The organism is Halopseudomonas phragmitis, from assembly GCF_002056295.1.
Classification (GTDB): Bacteria; Pseudomonadota; Gammaproteobacteria; order Pseudomonadales; family Pseudomonadaceae; genus Halopseudomonas; species Halopseudomonas phragmitis.
The window spans coordinates 66768-93199 of record NZ_CP020100.1 but is presented as its reverse complement, the minus strand read 5'-3'; the positions used below and the strand labels follow the sequence as shown (position 1 = coordinate 93199).

The window sequence follows — 26432 nt, the reverse complement described above, 5'->3', positions numbered from 1 at the left end:
GGCTTGATGAACCTTGATGAACAAAGGAGATGAGGGTCTATGCTGTCTGTGCAACGCTGGGTAGTGGTTGCCTTTGGGATATTGGTGCTGGGTTGGCAGTCTGCTGCCATGGCTGCCCGAGGCCTGCCGGATTTTACTGAGCTGGTTGAAGATGCCGCGCCAGCGGTGGTCAATATCAGTACGCGTCAGAATATTCCTGACCGGGCTTCGCGCATGGTGCCCGGTATGCCTGACCTGGAAGGCCTGCCCCCACTGTTTCGCGAGTTTTTCGAGCGGGGTTTCCCGCAGACACCTCAGCAGGCACCCCGACAGCGCCAGCCGCAGTCGCTGGGTTCAGGCTTCATCATCTCTCGGGACGGTTATGTCCTCACCAATAATCATGTGATCGCCGACGCCGACGAGATCTTCGTGCGCTTGTCTGATCGTCGTGAGCTGCAGGCCGAACTGGTCGGGGCTGATCCGCGCTCTGATCTGGCGCTGTTGAAAATCGATGCCGGCGGCGACTTGCCAGTGGTCAAGATCGGCAAGTCGGCAGATCTGAAAGCTGGTGAGTGGGTATTGGCAATCGGTTCGCCGTTCGGCTTCGACTATTCGGTGACCGCCGGTATCGTCAGTGCCAAGGGCCGCAGTCTGCCGAACGAAAGCTATGTGCCTTTCATTCAGACCGATGTGGCGATCAATCCGGGTAACTCGGGTGGCCCACTGTTCAATCTCGATGGCGAGGTGATCGGCATCAATTCGCAGATTTTCACCCGTTCCGGTGGTTTCATGGGGCTATCCTTTGCGATTCCGATGGATGTCGCCATGGATGTGGTCGAGCAGCTCAAGCGTGACGGCAGCGTTCAGCGCGGCTGGTTGGGAGTAGTGATTCAGGAGGTCAATAAGGATCTGGCCGAGTCCTTTGGTCTGCCGCGTCCGGCTGGAGCACTGATTGCCCAGACCCAGCCCGATGGCCCGGCTGATCGGGGCGGTTTGCAGGCTGGTGATGTGATCCTGCAGTTCAACGGCCAGGATATCGTCATGTCCTCCGATCTGCCGCATGCGGTGGGCCGGGTCCGGCCGGGTACCGAGGCCAATGTGGTGGTGATGCGTGACAAGAAGCGCCGGACCATCAAGCTGACCGTTGGCGCGTTGCCGGACGATGATAGCATTGCCGCCTCGGGTGGGCCGGCTCCCGGCGCTCCGGCTGCAGCCGACAACCGTCTGGGCGTGACCGTGGTCGAGTTGAGTGATGAGCAAAAGCAGAGCCTGGATGTGCGTGCTGGCGTGGCGGTGCGTGAAGTGCGGCCAGGCCCGGGCGCCATGGTTGGGCTGCGTCCTGGCGATATCATTACCAATCTTGACAACAAGGTGATCGATTCGGTGAGCGCCTTTGAGCAGACGGCCAAGGAGCTGCCGAATAATCGCTCGATTTCCATGCGGGTAATCCGTCAAGGACGGGCCAGTTACATTACCTTCAGATTGGCCGAATAGGCCGTCATCCACAAGCCGACCAGTGGTGCTGTATCCGTCGCCGGATATGGCTCCGTGGTCGGGCTTGCGATAGCGCCTTACGGCGTAATCAGGTACACTCGCGGGCTGTTTTGGGGAGCCTGCCCCGCCCACTGCCATGCCTGGCAATCTAGTCTGGATGAACCGCGCCGTGAGTGACCTGAGTCTTATTCGTAACTTTTCGATCATTGCCCACATCGACCACGGCAAATCGACCCTGGCTGACCGTTTCATCCAGATCTGTGGTGGCCTGACCGAGCGGGAAATGGCCGAGCAGGTGCTCGACTCCATGGATCTTGAACGTGAGCGCGGGATTACCATCAAGGCTCACAGCGTGACCCTGTATTACACCGCGCGTGACGGCAAGACCTACCAACTCAACTTCATTGACACCCCCGGCCACGTTGACTTCCACTACGAAGTCAGCCGCTCGCTGGCGGCCTGTGAAGGCGCTCTGCTGGTGGTGGATGCCGCCCAGGGTGTGGAGGCGCAGTCGGTCGCCAACTGCTACACCGCCATCGAGCAGGGACTCGAGGTGATGCCGGTTCTGAACAAGATCGACCTGCCCCAGGCTGAGCCGGAGCGGGTCAAGGCGGAAATCGAAAGCGTGATCGGAATCGATGCAACCGACGCCGTGGCCTGTTCGGCCAAGAGCGGTCTGGGCGTCGAGGATGTGCTGGAGCGCCTGATTCAGGCTATTCCCAGCCCGGAAGGTGAGATTGAGGCGCCACTGCAGGCACTGATCATTGATTCCTGGTTCGACAACTACCTCGGGGTCGTGTCGCTGGTACGGGTTAAGCATGGCCGGATCAAGAAGGGCGACAAGGTTCTGGTCAAATCGACCGGCAAGGTGCATCAGGTCGACAGCGTTGGTGTATTCAACCCCAAACATACTGAAACCGCTGATCTCAAGGCTGGCGAGGTGGGTTTCATCATCGCCGGTATCAAGGATATTCACGGCGCTCCGGTGGGCGACACCCTGACTCTGTCGAATACCCCGGACGTCGATCCGCTGCCAGGTTTTCAGCGGGTCAAGCCGCAGGTCTATGCTGGTCTGTTCCCGGTCAGTTCGGATGACTTCGAGGATTTCCGCGAAGCACTGCAGAAGCTGACCCTGAACGATGCGGCGCTGCAGTTCGAGCCGGAAAGCTCCGATGCGCTGGGCTTTGGTTTCCGTATCGGTTTCCTTGGCATGCTGCACATGGAGATCATTCAGGAGCGTCTGGAGCGCGAGTACGACCTGGATCTGATCACCACGGCGCCAACCGTAGTCTTCGAGGTGGTGAAGAAAGGCGGTGAGGTGATCTACGTCGACAACCCGTCGCATCTGCCTGATCCGTCGATGATCGAGGAAATGCGTGAGCCGATCGTGCGAGCCAATATTCTGGTGCCACAGGATCACCTGGGCAGCGTGATTACCTTGTGTATCGAGAAGCGTGGCGTGCAGCATGACATGGTGTTCCTCGGCACTCAGGTGCAGGTCACCTATGACCTGCCGATGAACGAGGTGGTGCTGGACTTCTTCGATCGGTTGAAGTCGGTCAGCCGTGGCTATGCATCGCTCGATTACAGCTTCGAGCGCTTCCAGGCTGCCAAACTGGTGCGTCTGGATGTACTGATCAATGGTGAAAAGGTCGATGCTCTGGCGCTGATCGTGCACCGGGACAATGCTGCCTACAAAGGCCGGCAATTGGTCGAAAAGATGAAGGAACTGATTCCGCGGCAGATGTTCGATGTCGCCATTCAGGCTGCCATCGGTGGGCAGATTGTTGCCCGCTCGACAGTCAAGGCACTGCGCAAGAACGTTCTGGCCAAGTGTTACGGCGGTGACGCCAGCCGTAAGAAGAAGCTGCTGGAAAAGCAGAAGGCCGGTAAGAAACGTATGAAGCAGGTAGGTAGCGTGGAAATTCCCCAGGACGCGTTCCTGGCGGTGTTGAAAGTAGACAGCTAAGTCAATAACCAGGGACAGATATGCATTTCAATTTTCCGCTGATACTGGTCATTGCGGTTGCCGGCACGGGATTGCTGGCACTGCTGGACCGGCTCCTGCTGGCTCCCGGCCGGCGTCGTGCGCAGGAGCGCTATCAGAGAGAAGTGGACGTTGCCGATCCGCAAACCATAGAGCGGCTGGGCAAGGAGCCACTGCTGATCGAGTACTCCAAGTCGTTCTTTCCGGTCCTGGCGGTGGTATTGGTGCTGCGCTCTTTTCTGGTCGAGCCGTTCCAGATTCCATCCGGTTCGATGAAGCCGACTCTGGAGGTTGGTGATTTCATCCTGGTAAACAAATTTTCCTACGGTATTCGCCTGCCGGTACTCGATACCAAGGTGATTCCGATCGGGGACCCGCAGCGCGGGGATGTCATGGTGTTCCGCTACCCGAATGACCCCAGGGTCAACTACATCAAGCGGGTGGTCGGTTTGCCTGGCGATCACGTGGCTTACGCCGACAAGCAGTTGTTCGTCAACGGCGAGCCGGTCAGTCGCGAGTTGCTGCGAGTCGAGCCCGATGACGAAGTGCCGGCCGGACATCCGTTGCAGGCCATTGCCGAAGCCGATGTATTCCAGGAGCAGTTGGGCGAGACAACTCACCTGATTCGCCACAAACGTCTGTCGCAGGCGCCGCCCGCACGCGAGTGGGTAGTGCCTGAGGGGCATTATTTCATGGTGGGTGACAACCGTGACAATTCCAACGACAGTCGTTACTGGAGTGCTTCGGATATGCCTCGAGAGTTGTGGGGTATGGTTCCCGACAACTATATTGTAGGCAAGGCCTTCGCGGTCTGGATGCACTGGCCCGAGCCGAAGTTGCGCAACCTGCCGAGTTTTTCCAGCGTTGCCCTGATCAACTGAGCTTCGATCCGGTCAGCCTTGCAAGGAATGCCTGCCTGGCTTACATGGCCATGGCAGGCTGATAACAACATCAACATCGGACGTAACGAGGTCATCATGCGCCACTCGCAGAAAGGCATGTCATTCTTTGGTTGGCTGGCAGTCATTGCTCTGATCGTTTTCGGTCTGGTAATCGCGGCCAAACTGATCCCCATCTATATGGACCATTTCGCCCTGCGCAAGATAGTGACTTCGGTGAATGACGACCCTTCGTTGAGCATCAATTCGTTGCGTGACATGCATAGCCACATCAGTCGCGGCATGCAGATCAACAGTATTCGCGATATCCGCATGGATGATGCGGTCAATGTGACGGCCAGCGGGACCGACGCCTATACCGTCGTGATCAAGTACGAGGTACGTTCACCGCTGCTCAAGACCGTGGACCTGCTGGTCCATTTTGATGAAACCCATATTGTCAGACCCTTAAAGTGAGCAACAAGCTAGACCGACTTGAACGTAAGATAGGGTACAGTTTCAAGGACCAGGAACTGCTGGTTCTGGCCCTGACCCACCGTAGTCACGGTGGGCGCAACAACGAGCGCCTGGAGTTTCTTGGTGACTCGGTGCTCAATTTTGTCGCCGCCGAGGCGCTGTTCCAACGTTTCCCCCAAGCCCGTGAGGGTCAGTTGTCGAGGTTGCGGGCCCGGTTGGTCAAGGGTGTGACCCTGGCTGAGCTGGCCAAGGGCTTCGAGCTGGGTGAATACCTGCGCCTGGGCTCGGGCGAGCTCAAGAGTGGTGGTTTTCGCCGTGAATCGATACTGGCCGACGCTACCGAAGCGATCATCGGAGCCATCTATCTGGATAGCGGGATGGAGACCGCGCGCGAGCGTATTCTGCACTGGTTGCAGGAACACATTGCCGAGCTGACCCTGATCGACAACAACAAGGACCCGAAAACCCGCCTGCAGGAGTACCTGCAGTCGCGTCAGTGCGAACTGCCGCGTTACGAGGTAATCGAAAGTAGCGGTGAGGCGCACTGCCGGACCTTTAAGGTCGACTGCCAGATTGCCTTGCTATCAGAACGTACTTTCGGGGTTGGCAGCAGTCGCCGGCTGGCCGAACAGCAAGCCGCCCAGGAAGCTTTGCTAGCCCTGGGGGTGGAGAAAATCGATGACTGACGCAAACCGTTGTGGCTATGTGGCCATTGTTGGCCGGCCAAATGTAGGCAAGTCGACACTGCTCAATCACATCCTAGGGCAGAAGCTGGCGATCACCTCGCGCAAGCCGCAGACCACCCGACATACGCTGCTGGGGATCAAGACCGAAGGCCCGGTACAGGCGATCTATGTCGATACCCCCGGTCTGCACAAGGAAAACGAAAAGGCACTCAATCGCTACATGAACAAGAGTGCCAGCCAGGCACTGCGTGATGTTGATGTGGTGCTGTTCGTGGTTGATCGGCTGCGCTGGACCGATGAAGACCAGATGGTGTTGGAGCGGATTCAACAGGTGCGCTGCCCGGTGCTGATAGTGGTCAACAAGGTTGATCGGCTGGATGACAAAAATACGCTGCTGCCGCATCTGGAGTGGTTGACCGAGCAGTTGCCCGAGGCAGAGGTGGTACCGGTATCGGCGCTGCACGGGCGCAATATCGGGCATCTCGAGCAACTGATTGCCGAACGTTTGCCTGAGAGTGAACACTTCTACCCTGATGACCAGTTGACCGACCGCAGTTCGCGTTTTCTGGCGGCCGAACTGGTGCGCGAGAAAGTCATGCGTCAACTCGGTGCCGAGGTGCCCTACCAGGTTACGGTCGAGGTCGAACAGTTCAAGCAAGAAGGCAAGATCCTGCATATTCACGCGTTGATTCTGGTCGAGCGCGATGGTCAGAAGAAAATCATCATCGGCGATGGTGGGGAACGACTGAAGAAGATTGGCCAGGAAGCTCGGCTGGACATGCAAAAGCTGTTCGGCAGCAAGGTTATGCTCAATCTCTGGGTCAAGGTGCGCCGCGGCTGGTCTGATGATGAGCGGGCACTCAACTCGCTGGGTTACCGCTTCGACTGATCGGGTGCCCCATGCACCTTATGCTGACCCCCGCCTATGTCCTGCACAGCAGGCCCTATCGCGACAGCAGTGCGTTGGTCGATTTGCTGACCCTGCATCAGGGGGTGCAGCGAGTCGTCTGGCGTGGCGCGCGTAGTGCGCGCAAGGGCAATGCTGCTCAACCGTTCGTGCCGCTACTGGTCGGCCTGGGCGGGCGCGGTGAACTGAAAACCCTGCAGCAGGCCGAGATCGCCGGGCATTATCGCCTGCTTCAGGGCGATGCACTGTTCAGTGGTTTGTACCTGAACGAGTTGCTGGTACGGCTGCTGACTCCCGGTGATCCCCAGACTCTGTTGTTCGCCGCCTATCAGAACAGCCTGCAGGCGCTGGCCGAGGCCGAGCCGGTCGAGCCGTTGCTGCGCCGTTTCGAATGGCAACTGCTGGCGGTTCTGGGCTATGGTTTCAGTCTTGTCGAGGATGCCGAGGGCACTAGGGTTGACGCGCAGGGTTATTATCACTGGCAGTTCGAGCAAGGCCTGGTACGGCTCTCGGGTCCGGTCCCGCCATCGGCACTGCCGGGGGCGGCGCTGCTGGCCATGGCCGCCGATGACTGGCGTGACGCCGAGACTCTGCGCACCGCCAAGCGTTTGATGCGCCAGGCTCTGGGCGTTCATCTGGGTGAACGACCGCTGCTCAGCCGACAACTGTTTTCCGTTTCCAACAAGGAGTCTTCCCGTGACTGATCCACAACGTGTGCTGTTGGGGGTGAACATCGACCATATCGCCACTCTGCGTCAGGCGCGTGGTACCCGTTACCCCGACCCGGTCCAGGCGGCAATCGAGGCCGAGCAGGCTGGCGCCGATGGTATTACCGTGCACCTGCGCGAGGATCGCCGGCATATTCAGGAGCGCGATGTGCGTCTGCTCAAGGAAGTAATGCAGACCAGGATGAATCTGGAAATAGCGGTTACCGACGAGATGCTGGTGTTTGCCCGGGAGATTGCTCCTGAACACGTGTGTCTGGTGCCCGAGCGGCGCGAAGAACTGACCACCGAGGGTGGGTTGGATGTACTGGGCAATCAGGCCCGGGTGCAGGAAGCGGTCGAGCAACTGGCTGCCCAGGGCGCCGAAGTGTCGCTGTTCATCGATGCTGATCCACGCCAGATTGAGGCGGCCAAGCAGGCTGGGGCGCCTGTGATCGAGCTGCATACCGGCCACTATGCCGACACCCAGGGGGCTGAGCAGGCCGAGGCGCTGGCGCGCATCCGTGAAGGGGTGATCTATGCCCGCAAGCTGGGTCTGGTGGTCAATGCCGGGCATGGGCTGCACTATCACAATGTCGAGCCGATTGCGGCTATCCCCGGAATCAATGAGCTGAATATCGGGCATGCAATCATTGCCCGGGCGCTGTTCAGTGGTCTGGCTGAGGCGGTACGGGAAATGCGGGCGCTGATCCTGAGTGCTGCGGCTGGCCGATGATCATCGGGATTGGCACTGATCTGGTGCTGGTGGCGCGGATCGAGGCGGTGGTGGCGCGCCAGGGTGAGCGCTTTGCCCGGCGCATTCTGACCCCTGCCGAGTTCCAGCGCTACGCCACGCATCACCAGCCGCTGCGGTTTCTGGCCAAGCGCTTCGCTGCCAAGGAAGCGATCCTCAAGGCCTTGGGAACCGGGCTGGCCAAGGGCATGTCCTGGCAGCATATCCAGATCGACAGTGATGCCAACGGCGCGCCTCTGGTGGTGCTGAGCGGCACGGCGCTGGCCCGGCTACAGCAGGGCGGCGGCGGACGCATGCTGCTGTCGCTCAGTGATGAGCGCGAGCAGGCGCTGGCTTTTGCGCTGTGGTCCGCCGGCTAGGGAAACATTGATTAATTGCACGCAAGCCCAGCAGCCCGGTTGGCGCTGACCTGTTCTGGACTGTCGATGCCCTGGATGGGCATCGTCAAGCCCCCAGGGATGGGTTCACGGCGTGTCCAGAACAGGTCAGCGACAATTGGGCCAACACCGAAACTGATTTAATCAGTGTTTCCCTAGGGTCAGCGCTGCTCCAGGTCGGCCTGACAGGCCTGCAGTCGCTCGATGGCCTGTAGCAGTTGGTGGATCTCGGCCTGGCAGTTCTGCCCCTGTTTCAGTCGATTCTCAGCCGCCTGGCAACAATTACGCAATTGTGGCACGCCGCAATAGCGGGTAGCGCCATGCAGGCGGTGAACATGTTCGAGCAGGGCGTCTGGCTGTTCCTGCTGCAGTGCCTGTTCGATACGCCGGCGTTCATCCGCCAGGCTGCCGATCAGCATGTGCAACATGTCTTCGGCCAAATCTAGCTTGCCGGCGGCCAGGCGCAAGCCTTCGGCGTTGTCCAGCACTGGCAGCGCTTCATCCAGGGTGCTGGCCTCGGGTTGCGGCTCATCATCACGTGCTGGTGCTTCGGGTAGCGGGTCAAGAATGATGCCGGTCCAGCGGTGCACGCAGTAGCGCAGCTGTTCCGGGCTGATCGGCTTGCTCAGATAGTCGTTCATGCCACATTTGAGCAGTTGTCGCCGCTCCTCGGCCAGGGCATGGGCGGTCAGGGCAACTATCGGGACCGCATCGCAACCGGCAATCTCTTCGCGCAGACGCAGTTCGGCAGTGGTCTGGCGGCCGTCCATGCCAGGCATCTGAACGTCCATGAATATCAGATCAATACGCTGCTCACCGGTAATGCTCAGGGCTTCTTCGCCGCTGCTGGCGGTGATGACCTGGGCTCCCATTTCGCTGAGGAAGGTTTCGACCAGGCGCAGGTTTGCCGGGTTGTCGTCGACACACAAAACCTTGAGCAGGCTCTCCTGGCGTGGTTGGTTGACGGCGGGGTCGTTCTGGGGTTGCGGGCGTAGCAGCAGCAGGGCGGCGCGGAACAGTTTGCGTTGGCAGACCGGTTTGGAAAGGACCTGGCATTGCGAGCCGACCAATTGATCAAGTTCGGGCAGGTGCTCGCTGGTTTCGGTCAGCAGAATGTACTTGCTGTCATGCTGTTTGGCCCATTCACGGGCCAGATTTAGCGGCTCGCCGGGACCACAGTTGGGTTGCTGCGAGCTTAACAACACCAAAGCCGGTGGCTCGGCTCCGCTCTGAAGCTGCTGTTCCAGGGCTTGCGGGCTGTCATACAGGCAAACGTTCAGGCCCAGGTCCTCAAGGCCGTGCAGCAGCGCCTGACGGCTTAACAGTTGAGGCTCGATCAGTGCGGCACTGAGGCCCGCCAGCGGTGTATCGGGTAAGTCGTCGGCGGCCTGACTGGATTTGTTCAGGCGTAGCGTCAGCCAGAATTCCGAGCCTTCGCCGGGCTTGCTGTGCAGGCCGATTTCGCCGTGCATCTGCTCGACCAGGCGTTTGGCGATCACCAGCCCCAGACCGGTACCGCCGGATTGCCTGGTCAGGGTGTTGTCGGCCTGACTGAAGGCCTGGAACAGCGACTTCTGCTCGGCGCTGGTCAGGCCAACGCCGGTGTCGGTCACGCTGATTCTCAGCAGGGCGTGGGTCTCGTCTTCCTGCTCGAGCATGGTGCGCACGCAAACCGAGCCCTGATGGGTGAACTTGATTGCATTGCTGATCAGGTTGGCGAGGATCTGCTTGAGCCGCAGCGGGTCGCCGCTCAGCCCCAACGGCGTGTCGCGGTAGATGATGTTGACCAACTCCAGGCCCTTGATATGGGCGGCCGGGGCGAGCATGGTCAGGGTGTCCTGAATCAGGTCGCGCAGGTTGAATGGCAGGTTGTCGAGAATCAGCTTGCCGGCTTCGATCTTGGAGAAGTCGAGGATCTCGTTGATGATCGCCAACAGGTTGTCGGCCGACTTGCCAATGGTATCCAGGTATTCCTGTTGGCGTGGACTCAGTTCGGTACGCTGCAGCAGATTGCTGAAGCCGAGGATGCCGTTGAGTGGGGTGCGCAATTCATGGCTCATGTTGGCCAGGAATTCAGATTTGATCCGGCTGGCTTCTTGAGCAGTCTTGCGCGCCATGTCCAACTCGATGTTCTGGATTTCGATGGTTTCCAGGGTTTGCCTTAAGTCTTCGGTGGCTTGGTCGATGTTCTGCTGCAGTTCGCCTTGGGCGCTCTGCAGGGTGCGGGCCATGGTGTTGATGCCATTGGCCAGATCATCCAGTTCGCGGCTGCCGGTAGCGCCCAGGCGTACATCCAGTTGGCCTTCGCTGATCCGGTCAATGGTGTCGTTGATCTGGCCGACCGGATCGGTGATGCGTCGGCCCATGGTGCTGACTACCCCGCCGGTAATCAGCAGACCGATGATAATCAGGGCGCTGGCGCTCAGCAGCCCCTGGTAGCGGCGGATCTGGGTGCTGCTGTGGCTCAGTTCGACCTCCAGCCAGCCAAGCAACTGATCGGCTTCCAGCAGGGCATCGGGAAATTGTGCAATCAGTTCGGTGGTGGCCAGCAGCGGCAGGGTGAAACGGCTGCTGGCCCTGCTAGCACGGACTTGCAGGCCAGTGCCGGCGCCCAGCCCGTCGGTCGCCAGGGTGCGTGCGCCGGGGATCATCCGTGGGCCGGCATGGGTCAGCAATTGCTGGTCGGGGCTGAGCAGGCTGACGGCTCTGACATCGCTGTGATTGAGGGCGTTGTTCAGCAGAGTACTCAGTTCTTCGGGCTGTTGGTGGATCAGGGCCACGGTGCTGGGGCGTTGCAGGTACTCGACGGTCATCAGTCCGCGTTCGAGCAGCTGGCGTTCCAACTGGTTCGACTGTTGCCAGGCAAACCAGCCACCCAGAGTCACTGCCAGAAGCCCGGCCGGGACCAGGGTCATCAACAGGATGCGGGCCTTGATGCCAATCTCGCTCATGGGACCTCTCGTGCAGGTTGTTGGTGGGTCAGAATATTCAGGGAAACATGGTTCACCGGCCTACCAGGATTTTCTGTGTCCGATTTGTGTTTCACCTGGGTCCTGAGACCCGTTTGTCGGTATCATAGGCGTACTGACAAAAAAGCACAGCCTCAAGCCAGAGCCGAACCTCAGAGTAGCGTCCTGTCAATGGGCCTGGAGGGCGGCAAACTGACGTAATTGAGTATGTAGGTGAATGATGAATATCGAGTATCCCACCATTGCCGACTGCATTGGCAACACCCCTCTGGTTCGCCTGCAACGTTTGCCTGGCCAAACCAGCAATACCGTACTGGTCAAGCTCGAAGGCAACAATCCGGCGGGGTCGGTCAAGGATCGTCCGGCACTGTCAATGATTGAGCGCGCTGAGCTGAGCGGGGCGATCAAACCGGGCGACACACTGATCGAGGCGACCTCAGGCAATACCGGTATCGCGCTGGCCATGGTGGCGGCGATCAAAGGTTATCGGATGGTCCTGATCATGCCCGACAACATGAGTGCCGAGCGCAAGGCGGCGATGACCGCCTATGGTGCCGAACTGATTTTGGTCAGCCGCGAGGCAAGCATGGAAGGTGCCCGTGATCTGGCGTTGCAGATGCAAAGCGAAGGCAAGGGCAAGGTGCTCGACCAGTTTGGCAATCAGGACAATCCTGAGGCTCACTACACTGGTACCGGTCCGGAGATCTGGCGCGATACCCAAGGCAGCATTACCCATTTCGTCAGCTCGATGGGCACCACCGGCACCATCATGGGCACGTCCCGCTATCTCAAGGAACAGAACCCGGCGATCCGGATCGTCGGCCTGCAGCCGATGGAAGGCGCCTCGATTCCTGGTATCCGGCGCTGGCCAGAGGCCTATCTGCCGAGCATCTTCGATGCCAGCCGGGTCGATCAGGTGATTGACATGGGCCAGGAGGAGGCCGAGCGAACCATGCGTCGTCTGGCTCGTGAAGAGGGCATCTTCTGTGGTGTTTCCTCTGGCGGCGCGGTGGCCGGGGCCTTGCGTATCAGTGCTGAGGTCGAGAATGCGGTGATTGTGGCAATCATTTGCGACCGGGGTGACCGCTACTTGTCCACCGGGGTATACGACAACTGACCATGAACAGATTTCGAGGGCGGGCGCGGCGTACGCCGCAGGCGCAGGCGCCAGCGGCCATTGGCCAACGGCTGGAGCTTGGACTGGAGCGCCTGACCCATGATGGCCGTGGCATCGGTCAATGGCAGGGGCGCACGGTGTTCGTTGAGGGCGGTCTGCCTGGAGAAACCGTCCGCGCACGGGTTGTTCAGGCCCGCAGCAAGCTGATCGAGGCGCGCCTGGAACGGGTGCTCGGTGGGGATTCCGAACGCCAGGTTCCGGTCTGCGTGCATGCCGATCTGTGCGGTGGCTGCAATCTCCAACACATGCCACATGCGACTCAGCTCAGGATTAAACAGCAGGCCCTGGCCCAGCAATTGCAACATTTTGCCGGTATACAACCAGAGCACTGGGCAGCACCGCTGCTGGGGCCGGAATACGGCTACCGGCAGCGTACCCGTATCGCCGTTCGCTGGCAGCCGGAGCAGCAGCGTTTGCAGGTAGGTTATCGCCAGCGTGGCAGCAGCGAGCTGGTCGAAGTGAATCAATGCCCCATTCTGGTGCCTGCGCTTGAAGCCTTGCTCAAGGCACTGCCGGCAGTGCTGGGGCGTTTGCAGGCACCTCAGGCGTTGGGGCATGTCGAGCTGATCGGTGGTGAGCGGCCGGCATTGTTGGTGCGGCATGTCCGCGCGTTGCCGGCGGCTGATGTCGAGGCGCTTGGCGTGCTGGCCCGGGCGCACCAGGCACACTGCTGGCTACAGGGTGAAGAGGGGCAGGCGGCGCGGTGCGTGACGGCCGATGCCGAGCAGGCAATGCCGGCCTACCGTCTGGCCGATCAGCAGCTATGCTTTGAGTTCGCTCCGGGTGACTTCACTCAGGTCAATGCCGAGATCAACCAGCGGATGGTCAACCAGGCGCTGGACTGGCTGGCACCACAACCGGGTGAGCGGATCCTGGATCTGTTTTGCGGGGTAGGTAATTTTGCCCTGGCCCTGGCGCGCCAGGGTGCGCAGGTCAGCGCCATCGAAGGCAGTGAGGCGATGGTGGCCCGGGCTGCGGCCAACGCCGGCAAAAATGCGCTGCAGGGCCTGCACTTTTCCCAGGCGGACTTGTCGAAGCCGGTGACGGAGATATTGTCCGGACAGGTTTGGGACGCGGCTTTGCTGGATCCGCCGCGTGACGGGGCGCAACAGGTGGTCCGGGGGTTGGCGGCGCTGGGGGTTGGTCGGGTGTTGTATGTTTCCTGCAATCCGGCGACCCTGGCGCGTGATGCGGGACTGCTGGCCGAAGCGGGATATCGACTGGAGCGGATCGGGATCATGGATATGTTCCCGCATACTGCCCATGTGGAAGCCATGGCTCTGTTTCGACACCACAAGTGAGTGTCGCCAGAGCGGCGAGGAATCGAGGTAATGGTACAAGTCAGAGCGGAACACCCGATCAATCGTGACGGCAGCGTCAATCTGGATGCCTGGCTGGAGCGTATTCAGCACCGCGTGCCGTTGCAGTCACCGGCGGTGCTGCGTGAAGCCTGTGAGTGGGCGGAAGATCTCGAGCAGGCGGCGATCGCCGCAGAGAACATCTGGTCCGAAGGCACCAGCAGTTACCGGATCGGCCTGGAAATGGCCGAGATTCTGGCCGATCTCAAACTGGACCAGGATTCACTGGTGGCCGCCGTGGTCTACCGGGCGGTGCGTGAGCGCAAGACTGACCTGGCCGAGGTCGAGCACCGGTTTGGTGAGGTAGTCGCCCGGCTGGTGGATGGGGTGCAGCGGATGGCGGCCATCAGCGTCTCGCAAAACCCAGCCAAGACCAAGGCGTTCAGCCCTCAGGCGCAGATCGAGAATCTGCGCAAGATGCTGGTGACCATGGTCGATGACGTACGGGTGGCGCTGATCAAGCTGGCCGAGCGTACCTGTGCGATCCGGGCGGTCAAGGATGCGCCCGAGGAGAAACGCTATCGGGTCGCCCGCGAGGTGTTCGACATCTATGCCCCGCTGGCCCACCGGCTGGGCATCGGTCACATCAAGTGGGAGTTGGAAGATCTGTCGTTCCGCTACCTCGAGCCGGTGCAATACAAGCAGATCGCCAAGCTGCTGGACGAGCGCCGACTGGATCGTCAGGAGTACATCGACAGTGTCATGAACCAGCTGCGCAGCGAGCTGGAAGAGGCGGGTATCCACGCCGAGATCACCGGTCGGGCCAAACACATTTATTCGATCTGGCGCAAGATGCAGCGCAAGGGGATCGATTTCAGTCAGATCTATGACGTGCGGGCGGTTCGGGTTCTGGTGCCGCTGGTGCGTGACTGCTATACCGCGCTGGGTATCGTGCATAGCCTGTGGCGGCACATTCCCAACGAGTTCGACGACTATATCGCCAATCCCAAGGAAAATGGCTACCGCTCGCTGCATACTGCGGTGATCGGCCCGGAGGGCAAAGTGCTGGAAGTCCAAATCCGGACTCAGGCCATGCACGAGGAAGCCGAACTGGGGGTTTGCGCCCACTGGCGCTACAAGGGTACCGACGTCAACAGCGCCTCCAACGCCTACGAAGACAAGATCGCCTGGTTGCGCCAGGTGCTCGAATGGCACGAGGAAATGGGCGATATTGGTGGTCTGGCCGAACAGTTGAGGGTCGACTTCGAGCCCGATCGCATCTATCTGTTCACCCCCGATGGCCATGCGGTGGATGTGCCCAAGGGCGCGACCCCGCTGGATTTCGCCTATCGCATTCATACCGAGATTGGTCACCGCTGCCGGGGTGCCAAGGTCAATGGGCGGATTGTCCCGCTCAACTACATTCTGCAGACCGGCGAGCAGGTCGAAATCATCACCGGCAAGCACAACGGCCCAAGCCGGGACTGGCTCAACACCAACCTCGGTTACGTCAATACCTCGCGGGCACGGGCCAAGATTCAGCACTGGTTCAAGCAACAGGCGCGGGAGCAGAACGTTCAGGCCGGCAAGCTGATGCTCGAGCGTGAATTGACCCGGCTGGCGCTGAACGGGGCCGATTATGCGCAACTGATTGACCGGCTCGGGATCAAGAGTCAGGAGGATCTGTTCGCCGCCGTAGGCTCGGGCGATCAGCGTCTGGCTCATGTGGTCAATGTCGCCCAGCAACTGGTCGAGCCGGACCGGCACAGCGAACAGCTGGAGCTTATTCCCCGGCGACCGAGCCGCCCTGGCCGGCGTGGCGATGTCTATATTCAGGGCGTCGGCAACCTGATGACCCAACTGGCCGGGTGCTGCCAGCCGGTGCCGGGTGATCCGATCATCGGCTATATCACCCTGGGCCGTGGTGTAACCGTACACCGGGCTGACTGTGCCAACGCCGTGCAGTTGCAGGACCGCGATTCCGAGCGGCTGATCGAAGTCAGTTGGGGTGGTGAGCCGGTACAGACCTATCCGGTGGAAATCTATATTCGTGCTTATGATCGCTCGGGTCTGTTGCGTGACGTATCGCAGTTGCTAGCCAATGAAAAGGTCAATGTGCTTGAGGTCAACACCCGGACCAACAAGGACGACAACTACGCCGCCATGCTGCTGACCGTCGAAGTGCCGAACCTGAGCCTGCTGGGGCGTCTGCTGGCCCGGATCAGCCAATTGCCGAACGTGCTGGAGGCTCGCCGCAACCGTCAGGAGGCCCGCGGATGAGTTACCGGCTGGACGATCTGCTATACCTGATGGCGCGCTTGCGTGATCCGCAATATGGTTGCCCTTGGGATCTGGAGCAGTCGTTCGAGACCATCGTGCCGCATACTTTGGAAGAAGCCTATGAGGTGGCCGATGCCATCGCCGAAGGCGACTACCGGCAACTGGCCGGCGAGTTGGGCGATCTGTTGTTTCAGGTGGTCTACTATGCCCAGCTCGGTCGTGAGGCCGGCCACTTTGGCTGGGATGAGGTGGTGGATGGGATTACCCGCAAGCTGGTCCGTCGCCACCCGCATGTCTTCCCTGACGGTAATCTGCGCACGCCGCCGGGCACCCTGAGCCTGCCCCAGGAGCAGATCAAGCGCCGCTGGGAGGAGATCAAGGCCGAGGAGCGCGCTGATCGGGCCGACGCGCCGGAGCAATTGTCGCTGCTCGATGACATCCCTAAAGCCCTGCCGGCGCTGAGCCGGGCACAGAAACTGCAGGGGCGCGCCGCCCGGGCCGGGTTCGACTGGCCGGACACTTTGCCGGTGATCGACAAGCTGGCTGAGGAGCTGGACGAAATCCGTCAGGCCATCGCTCAGGGCGACCAGGTCGCGGTGGCCGAGGAAGTCGGCGATCTGTTGTTCTGCACGGTCAATCTGGCGCGCCATCTCAAGGTCGATGCCGAAACGGCGCTGCGGGCCGGCAATGACAAATTCGAGCGGCGGTTCCGCTTTATCGAGCAACAGCTGAGCGAAGGTGGGCGTGGCGTCGAGCAGTGCTCACTGCAGGAACTCGACGCCCTGTGGGATGAAGCCAAGCGCCAGGGGCTTTGACGCTCCTAGTGCTGCGGCTCTTTTTCCTGACTGACCAATTGCTGCAGATGCTTGCGGCTCAGGGCCAGGTAACGGGGGGTTGGGCCGACATCGTCATATAACGGATCGCCCAGCTCATCCAGCGCGATGACCTTGGTGCCCGGCTGGTAGGGCAGGCCGGCTTCCAGCTCTTCCAGAGCGGAGCCCAGCAGGTCAGTGATCAGATCCTCAATCCGGCGCTTGGGATACATCTCATGCAATGCGGCAAGCCGCGCGGCATCCTCCAACGGCAGATTGACCTGGTAAGTGTTGCTGGTGACGCGGCCTTTGGCGATGCGTTCCCAGTGCTGGGTGAGCTCACGGATCTTCATGTTTCCCCCTATCGCCCGGAGTGCCGGGCACAACCAGTGACAAGTCGCTTGTGGCGACACTTTCAGCATAGATCAGTTGTAGGCCGCTTGCCGCCCAAAGCAGGGCTTGTCAGCCTGGTTGCAAAACGACATGCTGACCGGACATGGTGAGGTCAGAGGAGGATGGCATGGCGGAAATCGATGTGCGGCTGCGCGAAGATGTGCATGATCTGGGCGAGCTGTTGGGGCAAACCATCAAGACGCATCTGGGGGATGATTTTCTGGCCCGGATCGAGCGTATCCGCCTGGGAGCCAAGCAGGGTCGCCAGACTGATCAGGCAGCTCATGAGGCCTTGCTCAGCGAATTGCATGACCTGCCGGACGATCTGCTGCTGCCGGTGTGCCGGGCTTTCAACCAATTTCTCAATCTGGCCAATATCGCCGAACAGTATCACCGGATTCGCCGGCGCCGCGAGGATGAGCCCGTTGGCTTCGAGGAGCGCTGCCTTACCGAGCTGTTCGAGCGCCTGCGTACCCAAGGCCTGTCAGGCGAACAGCTCAGTGCCGAAGTCGAACGGCTGGATATTGAGCTGGTACTGACCGCACACCCCACCGAAGTTGCCCGACGTACCCTGATCCAGAAATATGATGCCATTGCGCTGGCGCTGGCCCGCCGTGATCACGATGACCTGAGTGCCGGAGAACGGGCCGCCGTGCGTGAGGATCTGGCCCGTCTGATCAGCGAGGCCTGGCATACCGATGAAATCCGCCGCAACCGACCGACCCCGGTGGATGAAGCCAAATGGGGCTTTGCCGTGATCGAGCATTCGTTGTGGCAGGCACTGCCGCAGTTCTTGCGCCGACTCGATGACGAACTGGCTGCTGTTGCTGGGCCGGGGCTTGGGCTGCGTAGCGCACCTTTGCGCGTGGCCTCATGGATGGGCGGGGATCGTGACGGCAACCCCAATGTCACCGCACCGGTAACCCGCGAAGTGTTGCTGCTGGGCCGCTGGATGGCTGCTGATCTGTATCTGCGCGATATCGAGCTGCTCAGCAACCAGCTCTCGATGCAGGCTGCCAGCGCTGAGCTGCGCCAACGGGTAGGCGATGTCGATGAGCCCTATCGGGCGCTGATGAAACAATTGCGCAGCCGCCTGCAGTCGACCCGCTCCTGGGCAGAGGCGGCGCTAAGTACCGAGCTGGCCGAACCGGCCGACTGTCTGCACAGTATCGATGAGCTGCGAGAGCCACTGGAATGCTGTTATCAGTCGCTGCTGGAGCAGGGCATGGAGCTGATCGCCAACGGCCCCTTGCTGGATACCCTGCGTCGGGTCAATGCCTTCGGGCTTGGTCTGGTACGCCTGGATATCCGTCAGGACGCGGCGCGGCATGCCGATGTCCTCAGCGCCTTGACCGAATACCTGGAGCTGGGGCGTTATGCTGACTGGGATGAGTCGCAGCGCTGCCAGTTCCTGTTGACAGAACTGGCCAGCAAGCGGCCGCTGCTGCCGCCGCACTGGCAACCGAGCGCGGAGGTGGCCGAAGTGCTGGCAACCTGTCGGGTGGTTGCCACCCAACCGCGTGAACTGCTGGGCTCCTATGTGATCTCCATGGCGGGTAGTGCTTCCGATGTGCTGGCGGTTAAGTTGCTGCTCAAGGAGGCCGGCCTGAGCTGGCCGATGCGGGTGGTACCGTTGTTCGAGACGCTGGCCGATCTGGATCAGGGGGCGGCTGTAATCGATCAGTTGTTGGGCCTGCCGGGTTATCGAGCGCTGGTGGGTGACGAGCAGGAAGTCATGATCGGCTATTCCGACTCGGCCAAGGATGCCGGCACTCTGGCCGCTGGCTGGGCCCAGTACCGGGCTCAGGAGGCGCTGGTGCAAGTCGCCCGTCAGCATGGCGTACGTCTGCGCCTGTTCCATGGTCGTGGTGGTACCGTGGGTCGTGGTGGCGCGCCGGCGCACATGGCGATTCTTTCGCAGCCGCCAGGTTCGGTGAATGGGCAGTTCCGGGTTACCGAACAGGGGGAGATGATCCGCTTCAAGTTTGGTCTGCCGGGCATCGCGGTGCAGAGTCTGAGGCTGTACACCAGCGCCGTGCTGGAAGCGACCCTGCTGCCGCCACCCGCCCCGGAGCCGGCTTGGCGCGAGTTGATGCAGCAGTTGGCCGATCGTTCGGTGGCAATATATCGGGGAGTGGTCCGTGAGGAACCGCAATTCGTCGAATACTTCCGCCAGGCGACCCCGGAGCAGGAGCTGGCGCGACTGCCGCTGGGGAGTCGGCCAGCCAAGCGGCGGAGCCAGGGGGGGATCGAAACCCTGCGTGCGATTCCGTGGATTTTTGCCTGGACCCAGACCCGGTTGATGTTGCCGGCCTGGCTTGGCGCCGGTCAGGCATTGGCTGAAGCCCTGGCGGCAGGTCGTCAGCAACAACTGCGCGACATGATGTCGCACTGGCCGTTCTTTCTGGCCCGGGTGGAAATGCTGGAAATGGTCCTGTCCAAGGCTGATGCCGGCATCGCCCGCTTTTACGAAGAGCGTTTGGCCGAGCCGGCACTCTGGCCGCTTGGCGAGCGTTTGCGCAGGGCATTGGAGCAGGCTGTAACGGTAATTCTCAATCTGCGCGAAAGTGACCGGTTGCTGGCCCACAATCCCGTGCTTGGCGAGTCGGTGGCGGTGCGTAACCCGTATACCGATCCCTTGCACCTGCTTCAGGCTGAGTTGATGGCACGGACCCGGGCCCAAGGTCAAAACATCGATCCGGCGCTGGAGCGGGCGCTGCTGGTGACGGTTGCCGGTATCGCGGCAGGGATGCGCAATACCGGCTGACCGAGTGGTCACAAGCGGATAATCATTTCAGGGTTTTATCCGATTGCGACCATGGTCCAGCTTGTGCATGCCCGATTGTGCGTGTATGTTGAACGCCCTTTTGCGATAACCGAACAGTTCCCGCATCAGCCGGGGCCTCTGAACAGGTCACACGCCAGCGCCTGGTAAGCCACGGGCCGGGTGCCGTCGTTCCCAGAGCCCGCCCGCTGGTGCCGCCAGCCTCCGGCTCTGAGCCGCAGGCGGCCCCCAGATTTCAGTTAGACGAGGAGTTCAATATGCGCGTGATCCTTTTGGGCGCCCCCGGCGCGGGCAAGGGCACTCAGGCCCAGTTCATCTGCCAACGCTTCGATATCCCCCAGATCTCGACTGGCGACATGCTGCGTGCGGCGGTCAAGGCCGGCACCGAGCTGGGCAAGCAGGTCAAGGAAGTTATGGACAGCGGCGGGCTGGTGTCTGACGACCTGATCATTGGCTTGATCAAGGAACGTATCGCTCAGGATGATTGCGCCAAGGGTTTCCTGTTTGACGGTTTCCCGCGCACCATTCCCCAGGCCGAAGCTCTGGTTGAGGCCGGAATTGAAATCGACAACGTGCTGGAAATCGCCGTTGAAGACGAAGAAATCGTGGCTCGCATGTCTGGCCGTCGGGTGCACCCGGGTTCTGGTCGGGTCTACCATGTTCAGCACAACCCGCCGAAGGTCGCTGGCAAGGACGATGTCACCGGTGAAGACCTGATCCAGCGTGAAGACGATCAGGAAGCCACCGTGCGCAAGCGTCTGGAGGTCTACCACACCCAGACCAAACCGTTGGTCGACTTCTATCAGAAGCTGTCCGCTGCCCAGGGCAAGCCGAACTATTCCATGGTGGAAGGGGTTGGCAGCGTTGAGCAGATCACAGCCAAAGTGATTGCCGCACTGGGCTGATCGCCCGCACCGGCAGTTCATAAACCCGCGCCACCTCACGGTCGCGCGGGTTTTTCGTTTTGGCTACAATCGCGCCTGACTCGTCACACGGACTACCCATGACTACCTTGCTTGCCATCGATACCGCCACCGAAGCCTGCTCGGCTGCGCTGCTGCATAACGGCCAGCGCTACCACCGCTTCGAGATCATTCCCCGTTTGCATGCCCAGCGCCTGCTGCCGATGATCGAGGAGTTGCTGGCCGAGGCCGGGATAGGCATGTCCGCGGTCGACTGTCTGGTGTTCGGCCGCGGGCCGGGTGCCTTTACCGGGGTGAGGATTGCCACCGGCATGGTGCAGGGCCTGGCTTTCGCCATCGGCAAGCCGGTGATTGGTGTGTCCAATCTGGCCGCTTTGGCACAGCGGGCATACCGTGAGCACGGAGTTGAACAGGTCGCTGCCGCAATTGATGCGCGCATGGATGAGGTGTACTGGGGCTGCTATCGGCTTGAGCAGGGCGTTATGCGCTTGCAGGGGGAGGAGCGGGTTTGTGCGCCGGAGCAGGTCAGCCCACCCGCCGAATTGGTGCTGCAGGGTGGGGCTGGTACTGGCTGGCAGTATGCCGAGCGTCTGGCGGTCCAGGCCGAACGTCAGTGGCCGCAGATGTTGCCCGATGCGCAAGACCTGCTCGATCTGGCCATGCCTGACTGGCAGGCAGGTCATTGGCTGGATGCCGCCGATGCCCAGCCGGTGTATCTGCGTGATCAGGTAGCAACGCCCAAGCAGCGCTAGCGCTGCTCATGCCGCCGTCCGGGGCTCTTGCAGCGTGCGGTCAGGGCGGATACCCTAGTTTCAATATCAATTGGATTATTCTTCCATGCGCCTGGACGGTTTCTCGCCCTTCAATGCGCTCCCGGAGCGCATCAATCGCCCTGTGGCCCCCCAGGCCAACAGCGAGTCGGCGCGCGCCGGGCAAACGGCCCCGGCGGCACCGGTTGAGCCGGTCAAGGCGCTAGCCAGTCGTCCGGTCAATGCGTCCAGTGCCAATGCCGAATACATTCCGGCGCGTCGTGACAGCGCTGAGCCGGCGTTCGGCAAGGCCAATCAGGCCCTGGCCAGCTATCAGTTCACTGCCAGTCTGCCGGTCGACGCCGAGGAGTCGGGTATCTTCGGTATCGATACCTACGCCTGAGTCGTGAGTCTTTGTCCGCCACCACGTATTGTGCTGGGCTGCCCGCTATGGGCTGAGCCCGGCTGGCTGGGGAGTCTGTATCGCAGCGACGCTGATGCCGATCAGCGGTTGCAGCAATATGCCCAGGTGTTTGGTGCGGTCGAAGGCAATACTACCTTTTACGCCTTGCCGGGCGAGACTACGGTAGCGCGCTGGGCTGAACTACTGCCGGACGACTTCCGGTTTTGCGCCAAGCTGCCGCGCGAGATCAGTCACGGCGCCCGGCTGGACCCGAACGCCAGCGAACTGCAGCGTTTTTTTCAGCGTCTGGCGCCGTTGCAGCAGCGTCTGGGACCGATCTGGCTGCAGTTGCCGGCGCGCTTTGGGCCGGCGGCGCTGGCCGAGTTGCTGGTGTTTCTCGACGCCTTGCCCAGCGCCTGGCGTTACGCGGTGGAAGTGCGGCATGCCGACTTCTTTCGCAAGGACGAGACCGAACGTCAGCTCAACCGGCAGTTGCACAAGCGTGGCATCGAGCGGCTGATCTTCGACAGCCGGGCGGTCTTTGCCAGTACGGCTGACGATCCGGCCACCCGTGAAGCCAAGGAACGCAAGCCGCGCCTGCCGGTACATGCTCTGGCCTTGAGTGAGCAGCCAGCAGTACGTTTTATCGGTGGTATGGATAATGCCGCGAACCTGGCGTTTCTTGAGCCTTGGCTGGCCAAGTGCGTGCAATGGCTGGAGCAGGGCCGGGTACCGATGCTGTTTATGCACACCCCGGATAACCGGCTGGCGCCGCAACTGGCGCGCCAGTTCCATGCTCGTCTGGCTGAGCGAGTCCCCGATCTGCTGCCAATGCCGGCCTGGCCGGGCGAGCTTGAGCTGGCCGAGAAGCCTGTGCAGGATGCGCTTTTTTAGGAACACCATGACTGAAACAACTGAATACCGTATTGCTGTTGGCTGGCAATTGGCAGCCCAGCGTCCAGCCGCCGAAGCCTTGGCCCAGCGCCTGGGGCTGGAGTGTCGGGCGGCAGCGGATGTTGCCCAAGGGCTGCTGCTGTGCCTGGGTGAGGATGGTCTGAGCCTGCGTGATACTGCGCCGGGTGCGCCGGGGGCGGTCCGGGTGGACTTTGTCGAGGGCGCTCTGGCCCATCGTCGTCAGTTTGGCGGCGGAACCGGGCAGATGGTGGCCAAGGCGGCTGGGCTCAAGGGTTCGATTCGCCCCACGATTGTCGATGCCACTGCCGGACTCGGGCGCGATGCCTTTGTCCTGGCTGCGCTGGGGTGTCAGGTGATGCTGATCGAGCGGCAGCCGATTATCGCCGCGCTGTTGGCTGATGGCCTGGAGCGAGCCCGGCAAGCCGGTGGCGAGGTGGCGCAGATCGTTGCCCGGATGCGGCTGATCGAAGGGGATGCCATTGCCTTGATGACGGCATGGGTTGATGAGGTGCCGCAGGTGGTTCACCTGGATCCGATGTTTCCGCACCGCGACAAGTCGGCGCTGGTGAAGAAGGAGATGCGCCTGTTCCGGCCGTTGGCGGGCGATGATGTGGATGCCCCGGCACTGCTGAGCGCGGCCCTGGCGCTGGCCAGTCACCGGGTAGCAGTCAAGCGTCCGCGCAAGGCCCCGGCGATTGAAGGGCCGCCCCCCAGTGCACAACTGAGCGGGCAGTCCAGTCGTTACGATATCTACGGCAAGCAGCGTCTGGTCTGACCCTAGATAAGGCCTCAAGCCGGCTTGGAGCTGCGCGCTACCTGCCGAATGGATAGACGAATCTCGGCGCTCAATACCCGTTTGGCGGTGTTCTCGGCAATATCCTCCAGTTCTGGCAGGTAACGCAGCTTGCCGGTTTCGTCGCTGTACAGCACATCCAGCTCAGTCAGGCGTTGGATGAATTGGCGGAACAGGGTCTTGTCGAAGAACTCCGGCGCGTTGAGCCCGTGCAGAATCGACAGGCGTTGGGCCATGACCGAACAGAGGCTTTCCAGTTGCTCTGCGTCCAGGCTGCCGTTGGGATGGTCAAGCAGCAGGGCGGCAACCATGTAGAAGCGCTCCAGGGTCTGCAGCAGGCTGCGGGCCAGCAGGGTGAGCATCACGAATTCGCCTGAACTGGGGTCGGGGCGCACGATCTGACCATCTTCCTCGCGCAGCAGGCCGTGGCTGATCAGGCCATCAATCCAGTGCTGAATCACCTGCGGCAGCTCGGCTTCATCCCAATGGATGAAAAACTCGGCCTGCAGGTACGGGTAGATGGCGCTGACCAGCCGGGTGATCTGTTCGCGTCCTAGCCGGGCGTTGTTGAGGAATAGCCCGGCGATCAGCGCCGGCAGGGCGACCAGGTGCAGCACATTATTGCGGTAGTAGGTCATCAATACCGCCTGAGGTTCGTCCAAATAGAGGATCTCACCCAGGGCGTCGGATTGTCGACCGATCAGTTGCATGGCCTCGACATGACGTATCAGTGTCTGGCCGTCGAGTTCCGGCAGGCTCACGCTGGTGCTGTAAGGGACCTGGCGCAGTAACGTCAGATAGGCATCCAGGGCGCGCACCAGCGAGGTTTCATCCAGTGCCAGCTTGCGGGTGGCGAGCATCACCAGGGCCACCAGATTGACTGGGTTGACGTCGGCGGCGGCATTGATCGCGCGGGTCAGGGTCAGTGCCAGTTGCTGGGTGGTCGGGTTCAGCCAATCTGGGCGGTAGTCCGGGCCATGGGTCTGCTCGCGCCAGCCGGGTTGCTGCTGGTCGAGAAACCTGGCCAGCGGCACGGGCTCGCCGAAATTGACCGCGACCTGGCCGAATGGCAGTTTGAGCGCCGACAGCACCCGGAAAATGTCGAAAAACGACTCTTTCTTCTTGGCCTGGCCACGCAACTCGCCCAGATAGGTACGGCCTTCGAGTACCCGTTCATAGCCGATGTAGACCGGTACGAACATGATTGGTCGGCGCGAGGAACGCAGGAAGCTGCGCAGCGTGATTGCCAGCATCCCGGTTTTCGGGTTCAACGTCCGGCCGGTCCGTGAACGCCCGCCTTCGATGAAGTACTCGGTCGGGAAGCCGCGGCTGAACAGGGTGTGCAGGTATTCGTTGAATACCGCCGTGTAGAGCTGGTTGCCGCGGAAGCTGCGGCGCATGAAAAAGGCTCCACCGCGGCGCAGAATGCCGCCGATGATTGGCATGTCGAGGTTGATGCCGGCGGCGATATGCGGTGGCGTCAGGCTGTTGCGAAACAGGATATAGGACAACAACAGGTAGTCGATATGGCTGCGGTGGCAGGGCACATAAATGATCTCGTTGCCCTGGGCTATCTCCTGGACCCGCTCGATATGGTTGATGCGGATGCCATCGTAGAGCTTGTTCCAGAACCAGCTCAACACCACCTCCAGAAAGCGGATGATGGTGTAGGTGAAGTCCGAGGCGATTTCGTTGGCGTAGCGGGCAGCCTGCTGCTGAGCCTTGGCTTCATCAATGCCCTTTTCCTCGGCCTCGCGGGTAATCGCTTCGCGGACCAGCGGTGCGTGTAGGAGGCCCTTGAGCAGGGTCCGGCGGTGCGACAGGTCGGGTCCGACCACGGCCCGGCGTTGTTGCTGGAAGTGAACCCGCAGCAGGCGATTGACCTTGCGCACGTTGCGGGCATGGCCGAGGTTCTCAGCCACCAGCTGGCGCAGTGACAGCGGCGGGCCGAACCGCACGCGAATCTTGCGCCCGTGTAACAGGATGGCCAAAAACTTGCGCAAGCGCCCACCGACCGCCCAGTTGTAGGCGAACAGCAACTTGATGGCCGAGGATTCGACATCCGGGGACTGGCCCCAGAACACGCTGACCGGCACCAGTTGCACGTCTTCTACGCGCTGCTGTTCGACTGCATCCAGCACTCTGAGCAGGCGTGGTGACTGGCCGCGCGGATCGGGGCGGCCGAGCCACACCTGTTCGCGGCTGAGAAACAGGTGGGCTTCCTTTTCGTCCAGGCTGGCATCGGGCGCTCGCACAGGCCGGGGCAGGCCCGCACGGCTGCACTCGCGATCCAGTACCAGCAGGTCGGACAGCGCGCGGTAGGGCAGGACATAGATGATCGGGCGCCCGGAATCCAATCCGGGATTGGTCGCAGAATTGCCGATAACCTCGGAGCGGGCCCAGAGATACAGCAAACGACGGAGCAGGCCGAAGCGCAAACGGCCGAACAGGGATGAATAGACGGCGGACATCATGTTCTCAGTGTGCAGGACAGCGCAGCTGTCGTTCATGGGTGCAGGGCGAATTTTAGCGGTTTTAATCTCTTGTTACAGCTTGGCTGGCGTATTGCTGGCGCGACAGCGCTTGAAATGACCGGCACTGGGCCCATATAGTCACCACCTTGGGCGTCGCCGCGCGTATCTCCGGGTAGTGTGCTGCGTAGCCCGCGTTGACTGGCCGTGTGCACGATACG

22 protein-coding genes are annotated in these 26432 nt (G+C 61.2%); 19 read left to right on the top strand and 3 right to left on the bottom strand.

The window, feature by feature from the left end; all coding sequences use genetic code 11:
- Nucleotides 1-39 precede the first annotated feature (39 nt).
- From BVH74_RS00425 to acpS, 9 genes are all read left to right on the top strand, one after another.
- The gene (locus tag BVH74_RS00425) at nt 40-1473 is read left to right on the top strand and encodes a DegQ family serine endoprotease (protein WP_080048168.1); all 1434 of its coding nucleotides are present in this window, start codon (nt 40-42) and stop codon (nt 1471-1473) included.
- Nucleotides 1474-1642: 169 nt separating this feature from the next.
- Nucleotides 1643-3442: a translation elongation factor 4 gene (lepA, locus tag BVH74_RS00420; RefSeq protein WP_080051568.1), complete on the top strand. Its 1800-nt coding sequence runs from the start codon at nt 1643-1645 to the stop codon at nt 3440-3442.
- A 20-nt stretch (nt 3443-3462) separates the two neighbouring features.
- Nucleotides 3463-4341 carry a signal peptidase I gene (lepB, locus tag BVH74_RS00415; protein ID WP_080048167.1) on the top strand — a complete coding sequence of 293 codons (879 nt, stop codon included), beginning with the start codon at nt 3463-3465 and terminating at the stop codon, nt 4339-4341.
- A gap of 96 nt (nt 4342-4437) precedes the next feature.
- Nucleotides 4438-4815, top strand: a complete 378-nt coding sequence (locus BVH74_RS00410; RefSeq protein WP_095623992.1) for a DUF4845 domain-containing protein — start codon at nt 4438-4440, stop codon at nt 4813-4815.
- Nucleotides 4812-5501: a ribonuclease III gene (rnc, locus tag BVH74_RS00405; protein ID WP_080048165.1), complete on the top strand. Its 690-nt coding sequence runs from the start codon at nt 4812-4814 to the stop codon at nt 5499-5501. Before BVH74_RS00410 ends, rnc begins: the two co-directional genes overlap by 4 nt.
- The gene (gene era / locus BVH74_RS00400; protein WP_080048164.1) at nt 5494-6390 is read left to right on the top strand and encodes a GTPase Era; all 897 of its coding nucleotides are present in this window, start codon (nt 5494-5496) and stop codon (nt 6388-6390) included. Before rnc ends, era begins: the two co-directional genes overlap by 8 nt.
- A gap of 20 nt (nt 6391-6410) precedes the next feature.
- Complete coding sequence (gene recO, locus BVH74_RS00395; RefSeq protein ID WP_080051567.1) at nt 6411-7112, top strand: DNA repair protein RecO; 702 nt, start codon at nt 6411-6413, stop codon at nt 7110-7112.
- Entirely contained in the window at nt 7105-7848 is a 744-nt protein-coding gene (gene pdxJ, locus BVH74_RS00390; RefSeq protein WP_080048163.1) for a pyridoxine 5'-phosphate synthase, read from the top strand. Before recO ends, pdxJ begins: the two co-directional genes overlap by 8 nt.
- Nucleotides 7845-8225: a holo-ACP synthase gene (gene acpS / locus BVH74_RS00385; RefSeq protein ID WP_080048161.1), complete on the top strand. Its 381-nt coding sequence runs from the start codon at nt 7845-7847 to the stop codon at nt 8223-8225. Before pdxJ ends, acpS begins: the two co-directional genes overlap by 4 nt.
- Nucleotides 8226-8404: 179 nt before the next feature.
- Here acpS and BVH74_RS00380 read toward each other — a convergent pair whose 3' ends face one another.
- Entirely contained in the window at nt 8405-11194 is a 2790-nt protein-coding gene (locus BVH74_RS00380; RefSeq protein WP_080048160.1) for a response regulator, read from the bottom strand.
- A 238-nt stretch (nt 11195-11432) separates the two neighbouring features.
- Between BVH74_RS00380 and cysM the strand changes: the two genes are divergently transcribed.
- From cysM to mazG, 4 genes are read left to right on the top strand one after another with little or no spacing between them, the layout of a single operon-like run.
- A complete protein-coding gene (gene cysM, locus BVH74_RS00375) occupies nt 11433-12329 on the top strand; it encodes a cysteine synthase CysM (RefSeq protein ID WP_080051566.1) in 897 nt (298 codons plus the stop codon).
- Nucleotides 12330-12331: 2 nt separating this feature from the next.
- Nucleotides 12332-13690, top strand: coding sequence for a 23S rRNA (uracil(1939)-C(5))-methyltransferase RlmD (rlmD, locus tag BVH74_RS00370; protein ID WP_080048159.1), 1359 nt, complete (start codon nt 12332-12334; stop codon nt 13688-13690).
- A gap of 30 nt (nt 13691-13720) precedes the next feature.
- Nucleotides 13721-15967, top strand: coding sequence for a GTP diphosphokinase (gene relA, locus BVH74_RS00365; RefSeq protein ID WP_080048158.1), 2247 nt, complete (start codon nt 13721-13723; stop codon nt 15965-15967).
- Nucleotides 15964-16782 carry a nucleoside triphosphate pyrophosphohydrolase gene (mazG, locus tag BVH74_RS00360; protein ID WP_080048156.1) on the top strand — a complete coding sequence of 273 codons (819 nt, stop codon included), beginning with the start codon at nt 15964-15966 and terminating at the stop codon, nt 16780-16782. Before relA ends, mazG begins: the two co-directional genes overlap by 4 nt.
- Nucleotides 16783-16787: 5 nt before the next feature.
- Here mazG and BVH74_RS00355 read toward each other — a convergent pair whose 3' ends face one another.
- Complete coding sequence (locus tag BVH74_RS00355; RefSeq protein WP_080048155.1) at nt 16788-17132, bottom strand: pilin assembly protein; 345 nt, start codon at nt 17130-17132, stop codon at nt 16788-16790.
- A gap of 167 nt (nt 17133-17299) precedes the next feature.
- Between BVH74_RS00355 and ppc the strand changes: the two genes are divergently transcribed.
- The 6 genes from ppc to BVH74_RS00325 all read left to right on the top strand — a co-directional run bounded on the left by ppc (nt 17300) and on the right by BVH74_RS00325 (nt 23722).
- The gene (gene ppc, locus BVH74_RS00350; RefSeq protein WP_080048154.1) at nt 17300-19939 is read left to right on the top strand and encodes a phosphoenolpyruvate carboxylase; all 2640 of its coding nucleotides are present in this window, start codon (nt 17300-17302) and stop codon (nt 19937-19939) included.
- A 275-nt stretch (nt 19940-20214) separates the two neighbouring features.
- Entirely contained in the window at nt 20215-20862 is a 648-nt protein-coding gene (gene adk, locus BVH74_RS00345; protein WP_080048153.1) for an adenylate kinase, read from the top strand.
- Nucleotides 20863-20960: 98 nt separating this feature from the next.
- On the top strand, nt 20961-21632 hold the full coding sequence (gene tsaB / locus BVH74_RS00340) for a tRNA (adenosine(37)-N6)-threonylcarbamoyltransferase complex dimerization subunit type 1 TsaB (RefSeq protein WP_080048152.1): 672 nt from the start codon (nt 20961-20963) through the stop codon (nt 21630-21632).
- Between the two features lie 85 nt (nt 21633-21717).
- Nucleotides 21718-22032: a hypothetical protein gene (locus BVH74_RS00335; protein WP_080048151.1), complete on the top strand. Its 315-nt coding sequence runs from the start codon at nt 21718-21720 to the stop codon at nt 22030-22032.
- A gap of 3 nt (nt 22033-22035) precedes the next feature.
- A complete protein-coding gene (locus tag BVH74_RS00330) occupies nt 22036-22926 on the top strand; it encodes a DUF72 domain-containing protein (protein ID WP_080048150.1) in 891 nt (296 codons plus the stop codon).
- A gap of 7 nt (nt 22927-22933) precedes the next feature.
- A complete protein-coding gene (locus BVH74_RS00325; RefSeq protein ID WP_080048149.1) occupies nt 22934-23722 on the top strand; it encodes a class I SAM-dependent methyltransferase in 789 nt (262 codons plus the stop codon).
- Between the two features lie 14 nt (nt 23723-23736).
- Here the strand turns inward: BVH74_RS00325 and plsB are convergent, their stop codons facing one another.
- Complete coding sequence (gene plsB, locus BVH74_RS00320; protein WP_080051565.1) at nt 23737-26211, bottom strand: glycerol-3-phosphate 1-O-acyltransferase PlsB; 2475 nt, start codon at nt 26209-26211, stop codon at nt 23737-23739.
- Between the last annotated feature and the right edge of the window lie 221 nt (nt 26212-26432).

Bases quoted from the DNA above. Each gene is read 5' to 3' on its own strand.
- tsaB (WP_080048152.1), top strand. From the start codon at position 20,961: ATGACTACCTTGCTTGCCATCGATACCGCCACCGAAGCCTGCTCGGCT.
- BVH74_RS00425 (WP_080048168.1), top strand. From the start codon at position 40: ATGCTGTCTGTGCAACGCTGGGTAGTGGTTGCCTTTGGGATATTGGTG.
- ppc (WP_080048154.1), top strand. From the start codon at position 17,300: ATGGCGGAAATCGATGTGCGGCTGCGCGAAGATGTGCATGATCTGGGC.
- relA (WP_080048158.1), top strand. From the start codon at position 13,721: ATGGTACAAGTCAGAGCGGAACACCCGATCAATCGTGACGGCAGCGTC.
- era (WP_080048164.1), top strand. From the start codon at position 5,494: ATGACTGACGCAAACCGTTGTGGCTATGTGGCCATTGTTGGCCGGCCA.
- BVH74_RS00380 (WP_080048160.1), bottom strand. From the start codon at position 11,194: ATGAGCGAGATTGGCATCAAGGCCCGCATCCTGTTGATGACCCTGGTC.
- acpS (WP_080048161.1), top strand. From the start codon at position 7,845: ATGATCATCGGGATTGGCACTGATCTGGTGCTGGTGGCGCGGATCGAG.
- cysM (WP_080051566.1), top strand. From the start codon at position 11,433: ATGAATATCGAGTATCCCACCATTGCCGACTGCATTGGCAACACCCCT.
- lepB (WP_080048167.1), top strand. From the start codon at position 3,463: ATGCATTTCAATTTTCCGCTGATACTGGTCATTGCGGTTGCCGGCACG.
- adk (WP_080048153.1), top strand. From the start codon at position 20,215: ATGCGCGTGATCCTTTTGGGCGCCCCCGGCGCGGGCAAGGGCACTCAG.
- plsB (WP_080051565.1), bottom strand. From the start codon at position 26,211: ATGTCCGCCGTCTATTCATCCCTGTTCGGCCGTTTGCGCTTCGGCCTG.
- BVH74_RS00325 (WP_080048149.1), top strand. From the start codon at position 22,934: ATGACTGAAACAACTGAATACCGTATTGCTGTTGGCTGGCAATTGGCA.
- rlmD (WP_080048159.1), top strand. From the start codon at position 12,332: ATGAACAGATTTCGAGGGCGGGCGCGGCGTACGCCGCAGGCGCAGGCG.
- BVH74_RS00355 (WP_080048155.1), bottom strand. From the start codon at position 17,132: ATGAAGATCCGTGAGCTCACCCAGCACTGGGAACGCATCGCCAAAGGC.
- BVH74_RS00410 (WP_095623992.1), top strand. From the start codon at position 4,438: ATGCGCCACTCGCAGAAAGGCATGTCATTCTTTGGTTGGCTGGCAGTC.
- mazG (WP_080048156.1), top strand. From the start codon at position 15,964: ATGAGTTACCGGCTGGACGATCTGCTATACCTGATGGCGCGCTTGCGT.
- BVH74_RS00335 (WP_080048151.1), top strand. From the start codon at position 21,718: ATGCGCCTGGACGGTTTCTCGCCCTTCAATGCGCTCCCGGAGCGCATC.
- recO (WP_080051567.1), top strand. From the start codon at position 6,411: ATGCTGACCCCCGCCTATGTCCTGCACAGCAGGCCCTATCGCGACAGC.